The following is a 6,958-nucleotide window of genomic DNA, read 5'->3' as shown; positions in this document are numbered from 1 at the left end:
ACAGTTTTTTGGATATTGCCTATAAAAAGGATTTTGTTTTAAAAATCCTTTTTTTATATCTATCAAATTGATAAAATTAGTTTATTAATCGACCCTATTACGTGTTGAATAAAAGTATTGGCAACTGTGTTCGTTTGTCAATTCATTCTTCTTCCATCATTTGTTTCATCTTGATTTGGAAATCCTAAAAAAAATACAGTATAAGAAAAGGTATAAGACTTATTTATCTTAACATGATGAAAGGAATAAGAAATCATTTTTCAAATAGAAAATAAACAATATTTACATTATTAAGGTCTATTAAACATAATCATTATTATACACCAAAGATTTTTAGGTTAAAACACTGATTGCGTGAGAGTGCAGTTTTGAACAAACAAGTTTGTAATTTAAAATGCTCTGAAAGAAGCATTTAATCGTTGAGTGAAGGTATTCATATCAGACAAAATTATTTTTCTTTCGTACTAATTTTTTACTGCAACGTTATTATTTTTTTTATAACTCTCTATAGAGTTTATTCGTGTTTTCTTCGACCGTTCTTCGACCATTGTCCTCGCAAAGGTGCATTTTTCCGCAAGTTCGTCGAAGGACGGTCGAACAAAGGTCGAACGATGGTCGAACAAGAGTAAAATGAGCTGTTTTTGGAGATAAGCCGAAACATAGATACACAAAGGTTTGTAGAAGAATTAAGATTAACCTAAATCTATTATTGATAAAAATATTGGAGGACAGAAGTGGACAAATGTGGACAAAACCGGACATTTGTGGACACTTTTTGCAAAAAATGTGATTTGTATTGTTTAAATGATTATATTATAACTATTTGATTATTTTAAATTGTTTTGATTGAATTAATAATATTCTTGATAAAAATGATAAAATACGATTATCTGTAAATTGTTTAAAATAAAATAGAGAATAGTTTTTTGTTTATATGAACGATTATAATCGATTATTCGAGGAAATGTGTTATTTGAGAAAATAGAATTGTTTATATTTGATTGTTTGAACTCACATGATTAGAAAATTAATATGAAAAAATTTATTTTAAGTTTGGCTATCCTTGCGATGGGTGCTTATTCTTATGCACAACAAATAACCATTGAAGGGATATATGGCGGAAAATACCGCGAAAATTCTTTGTACGGTGTGAACTCATTGAACGATGGAGAAAATTATACTATTCTGACAAAAGACGGATTGGTAAAACGTTCGTATGAATCGACATTGAAAAAAGGTCAGACTTCTGATGTAGTTGTCGTTCCTGGAAAGTTTGAAGGTTATGAATTTAGTTCTGATGAGCGTTACGTTTTATTGCAAACTAATTCGCACCAAATTTATCGCCATTCGTTTACAGCAAAGTTTGAAGTGTATGATACACAAACAAAATCGAAAGTATTGTTATTTGATGGAAAAGGAATTCAAGAGCCTTTGTTTTCGCCAGATGCTTCTAAGGTAGCTTTTGCTTTTGAGAATAATTTATACATTCAAGACTTAAAGTCGAACAAGGTAACGCAAGTTACGACTGATGGTAAAAAGAATAATATTATCAACGGGATTAATGATTGGGTTTATGAAGAAGAATTTGGTTTTGTAAGAAATTTTGATTGGAATGCTGATGGAACGTCTTTGGCTTATGTTCGTTTTGACGAATCGAAAGTCAAAGAAATTAATATTCCGATTTACCACAATAATCTTTATCCACAAGAATTACGTTACAAATATCCAAAAGCAGGACAAGACAATTCGGAAGTTTCGTTACATGTTTTTGATACGAAGAATAACTCAACTGCAAATGTTAATTTAGGCGGAGTTCAGAATTATTACATTCCGAAAATTAAGTTCTCTTCAAAAGCGAATTTATTAACGGTTGTAACGTCTAACCGTCATCAAAATAATGTAGATGTTTCGTTTTATGATATCAACACGAAAAAAGTAAATAAATTATTTACTGAAACAAATAAAGCGTGGATAGAAACGGATAATTTAACATTAGAATTTTTAGCAGATAATTCGTTCTTATGGACTTCTGAGCGCGATGGAAATAACCATATTTACCATTATGCAGATAGCGGAAAGCTAATTAACCAAGTGACGAAAGGAGATTGGGAGGTAACGAATTACTATGGGTATAATCCTGGTAATAAAACACTTTATTATCAATCAAACTCAAATAATGGAAAACGTATTTCGACAGAAAGACAAATTTCTTCGGTTAGTTTAGATGGTAAGAAAACAACAATGTTGACGAAAAATAATGGAACAAATTCGGCTGCTTTCAGTAAGAATTTTACGTATTTCATTAATACTTTTTCGAATACAACAACTCCAAAAACAATTAGTTTGGTTGAATCTAAATCTGGAAAAGATTTGGGTGTTATCGTTGACAATACTTCTTTAAAAGATAAATTGACTACAGATAATATTGGAACAAAAGAATTATTTGTGTTGAAAACGACAGCAGGAAACGAATTAAATGCTTACGTAATCAAACCAAAAAACTTTGATCCAACCAAAAAATATCCAGTTTTGATGTATCAATATTCTGGACCAGGTTCTCAGAATGTAAATAATGCGTATTTCAACTCAAATGATTATTGGCACATGATGTTGGCACAAGAAGGTTATATCGTTTTCTGTGTTGACGGTCGTGGAACGGGATACAAAGGAGAAGATTTCAAGAAGCAAACGTATTTACAATTAGGAAAATATGAGGTAGAAGATCAAATTGCTGCGGCAAAAGAAATTGGTAAATTACCTTATGTGGACAAATCTCGTATCGGAATTTGGGGTTGGTCTTATGGAGGATTCATGGCTTCGAATGTATTATTCAAAGGAAATGATGTGTTCAAAGCGGCGATTGCTGTTGCTCCTGTAACAAACTGGCGTTATTATGATTCTGTTTATACAGAGCGTTTTATGCGTACACCAGAAGAAAATGCATCTGGTTATGATGACAATTCACCAATTAATTATGCAAACGAGTTGAAAGGTAATTTCTTATTAATTTCTGGTTCTGCTGATGATAATGTGCATCCACAAAACACATTCGAATTATCAGAAGCTTTGGTACAAGCGAACAAAGATTTTGATATGGCCATTTATACAGATAAAGATCACGGGATTTATGGTGGAAACACGCGTATTCAGCTTTACCGTAAAATGACAAACTTTATCAAGAAGAATTTGTAAGAAAAAAGCTGTATTTATTAGAATACGCCAATGAATAAGATGAAACATTATTCAAATTGACAAAAATCATACATTAAATAAAAAAAACCTCTGCATTGTCGGAGGTTTTTTTTACTTTCGTTGATTGCTAATAAAATCTAAAGGATATATTAGTGCATAGTTAAAAAATCATGAGTCAAAAATTAACGTTGGATCAAATACAAAACTTTGAAGGAAAATATCCCAAACAGCTTTGGTATTTGTTTACGATAGAAATGTGGGAACGTTTTTGTTTCTACGGTATGAGAGGTGTTTTAGCAATTTTTATGACAGACCAACTAGGTCTTTTAGAAAAAGATGCTAATTTGAAATATGGCGCAATACAAGCATTTATTTATGCATTTACATTTATTGGAGGTATTTTCGCTGATAAAATATTAGGTTTCAAAAAGTCTTTAGTTTTTGGAGGTCTTTTTATGGTCATCGGAAATTTAATCATTGCCTATGATCCTCATACAATGTTTTATGTAGGAATTACCTGCACCATTATAGGAACAGGTTTTTTTAAACCCAATATATCATCAATGGTAGGTGAATTGTATAAAGAAGGAGATGTAAGACGTGATGCAGGTTATGGAATGTTTTATGCCGGAATAAATATAGGAGGTCTTTTAGGAGGTGCTTTGTGTGTTTATTTGGGAAAATATTACTCTTGGAGTTTATGTTTCTTAGCAGCAGCAATTGTAATGGTGATTGGTTTGATAACTTATTTTGCTACTAAAAAAAGTTTAGAACCTATAGGAAACACTCCATTAGAAAAAGATAGTATACAAAAAAGGACTTTTAAAGAAACAGCTGTTTACGTTGGTGCAATAGTTATATTACCTTTAATATATTTCTTAATTCATAGAAGTGATTTAACCGATTATTTTATGTACGGAATTGGTATTGCTGCGCTTTTGTATTTAGGATTCGAGATATTAAAATTAAATAATAGTTATAAGAAAAAAGTTTTAGCAGCTTTTATTTTTATTGTTATGTATTTGATTTTTAATGTTATTTATGAACAAAGTGGAGGTTCTTTATCTCTTTTCGCAAAAGATAACTTAGTACATAATTTACTATTCTTCGAAATTGATCCAAATATTATTAATAATAGTGCTAATTCATTTTTTATAATCATAGTAAGTCCATTAGCAGGATTGTTATGGATATGGTTAGCTAAAAAGAAAATAGAACCTAATACAATTATTAAATTCGGAATAGGGTTTTTATTCTTATCATTAGGATTCTTTTTATTTTATTCTTTACGATTCTTTGTAAACGATACAGGACAATCATCTCTTAATTTATTCACTTTTACTTGGCTAGTAATTACTCTAGGAGAGTTATGTTTAGGTCCAATCGGTATGTCAATTATAACGAAGCTATCTCCTCAAAAACTATTTGGAATGATGATGGGGATGTGGTTTTTAGCAAGTGCTTTTGGTCAGTTTTTTGCAGGGAAAATTGGAGCAGAAATGTCTGAAGCAAATACAGGAGGAACTTTAATGTCAAAATTGATTGCCTATACTGATGGCTACAAAGATTTGGGAATATACGCTTTAATTGCAGGTGTATTATTAATCGCTTTATCCCCATTAATTCGCAAATTAATGCAAGACGTAAAATAACTTTTAAGAAATACTTTTAACAAACAAACATGAGTTCAAAATCAGAAAATTTCTTTGATTCAAAAGTACTTGGGCATCCGTCAGGGTTGTTCGTGCTTTTCTTTACAGAGATGTGGGAGCGTTTTTCATTCTACGGAATGCGCGTTTTATTAATTCAGTTTTTAACAGCTGCAGTTATTGGTTTAAATCCAGGCTGGGAATGGTCTATTGAAAAGGCAACCGCTTTATACGGAACCTACGCAATGTTACTATACATTACGCCTATTTTTGGAGGTATTATTGCCGATAAATACATAGGTTATCGATGGGCAGTAGTTGTAGGGGCGATAATTATGACGTTAGGTCACGCTTTTATGGCCTTTGACACTCCATTATTTTTATACTTAGGATTAGGATGTTTGGTAATTGGAACAGGATTCTTTAAGCCAAACATGACATCAATCTTATCAGAAATGTATAAAGATTTCCCAGAGAAAAAAGATGGTGCTTACACAATCTTCTATATGGGAGTTAACGCTGGTGCATTCTTCGGAATGATGTTATGTGGATTCTTAGCAGAAAAAGTAGGATGGCACTGGGGATTCGGTTTAGCTGGAATCTTCATGTTATTAGGAACATTACAGTTCTGGTTAGCAAAACCATTATTTGGGCATATTGGTGAAGTTCCTTCAAAAACAGGAAATCAAATTACTGCTGATGATGATACACCAAAATACGAACCAGGAGAAAAACCAAATCCTTTTACAGTATTAGATCAAGTATTGATCGTTATTATGACGCTTTTAGGATTAGGATATGCGTTCAATGATCCGTTAAATGCAATTGGTGGAATTAACTTATTCCCATTCTCTATCGGAGGATTATCAGGACAAAATGTCGTTATTTTAGTAGCATTATTCTTGTTCTTCTTTGTGGTAATTCGTCGTTTGGCAAATTATACAAAAGTGGTTCGTGATCGTATGATTGCGGTAATTATTTTTGCTTTCTTCGTTATCTTCTTCTGGATGTCTTTCGAACAAGGAGCTACATCATTAGTAATCTTTGCGCGTGATAATACAGAACGTAACTTAATTGGAGGTGCTGCAATGGCATTCAACGTTTTCAATACATTATTAACAGTTGTTCCATTATTGTTCATCTCGTATGTATTGATTTTATTAGCAAAACAAACATTTAAAAAAGCGGCTTTATCTAATGTTGTTTTAGCGTTTACTTTCTTAGGAATTTGGGCTGCTGCAATTTGGATGTTAAACTATAACTGGACTTCTCACTCTTACGATGTTTCTTACCAAGCAATTGAAACGGCTAAATTAGACGACTCTGGTAAACAAGTGATGAACGAAGAAGGTCAACCTGTTTTTGATAAAACACCAGTTACGGCTTCTTATGTTGCAAATTCTACAGATAAAATTGTTACTGAAACAATTAATTTAGCTTCTCAAGACGCTTTAACAAAAGGTTCAGATATTAGCATTCACAAAGAAGGAGATAAATTTGTATTAGTTTCTCCAGAAAGTTTAGTGAAATTAGATACTGAATATAAAAATCAAAACAAACCATCTGAAGTTGTTCCTGCGAAAGTAGCAGAAATTAAAGATTCTCAAGTAGAAATTACCGTTTCTTGGTTCTCTACATTAAACTCTTTCTTCATCATTGCATTAGCTTCATTAGTTTCTCGTGTTTGGGATTCTAAATACAACCCATCAGCTTCTGTAAAATATGGTTTAGGATTAATCATTATGGCAATCGGATTCGGATTCTTAGCTTTCGGTTCTTACGGAATTTCAGAAGGCGTTCGCGTTTCTATCATCTGGTTAGTATTAGCTTATTTGTTCCATACATTGGGCGAGCTCTGTTTATCTCCAGTTGGACTTTCGTACGTATCAAAATTAGTTCCAGCACGTATGATTGCATTTATGTTCGGAATGTGGTACCTTGCAATTGCAATTGGTAACAAATTGGCAGCCATTTTAGGAGGTCAAATCGAAAATATTACAAAAGAATATTCGTTATCAACTTTCTTCTTAATTTTTACAATTGTACCAATTGTAGCAGGTTTAATCGTTATCGCATTAAATCCAGTTATGAAGAAATTGATGCACGGAGTTAAATAA

At 32.0% G+C, this 6,958-nt stretch carries 3 protein-coding genes; all 3 read left to right on the top strand.

Going from position 1 to position 6,958, the window contains the following annotated elements:
• The first annotated feature begins 1,032 nt into the window (after positions 1 to 1,032).
• The 3 genes from B3I31_RS07860 to B3I31_RS07850 all read left to right on the top strand — a co-directional run bounded on the left by B3I31_RS07860 (position 1,033) and on the right by B3I31_RS07850 (position 6,958).
• Positions 1,033 to 3,192: a S9 family peptidase gene (locus B3I31_RS07860; RefSeq protein WP_291087869.1), complete on the top strand. Its 2,160-nt coding sequence runs from the start codon at positions 1,033 to 1,035 to the stop codon at positions 3,190 to 3,192.
• 170 nt (positions 3,193 to 3,362) lie between these two features.
• Positions 3,363 to 4,844 carry a peptide MFS transporter gene (locus B3I31_RS07855; protein WP_291059789.1) on the top strand — a complete coding sequence of 494 codons (1,482 nt, stop codon included), beginning with the start codon at positions 3,363 to 3,365 and terminating at the stop codon, positions 4,842 to 4,844.
• 29 nt (positions 4,845 to 4,873) lie between these two features.
• Positions 4,874 to 6,958, top strand: a complete 2,085-nt coding sequence (locus B3I31_RS07850; RefSeq protein ID WP_291087866.1) for a peptide MFS transporter — start codon at positions 4,874 to 4,876, stop codon at positions 6,956 to 6,958.

It is taken from the genome of Empedobacter sp. UBA3475 (assembly GCF_002378465.1).
Classification (GTDB): domain Bacteria; phylum Bacteroidota; class Bacteroidia; order Flavobacteriales; family Weeksellaceae; genus Empedobacter; species Empedobacter falsenii_B.
The sequence above is the reverse complement of the archived record's forward strand: the minus strand, read 5'-3'. Positions and strand labels throughout refer to the sequence as shown.

What these genes read in the sequence shown, in the direction of transcription:
- B3I31_RS07860 (WP_291087869.1), top strand. Translation starts at nt 1,033, where the DNA reads ATGAAAAAATTTATTTTAAGTTTGGCTATCCTTGCGATGGGTGCTTAT.
- B3I31_RS07850 (WP_291087866.1), top strand. Translation starts at nt 4,874, where the DNA reads ATGAGTTCAAAATCAGAAAATTTCTTTGATTCAAAAGTACTTGGGCAT.
- B3I31_RS07855 (WP_291059789.1), top strand. Translation starts at nt 3,363, where the DNA reads ATGAGTCAAAAATTAACGTTGGATCAAATACAAAACTTTGAAGGAAAA.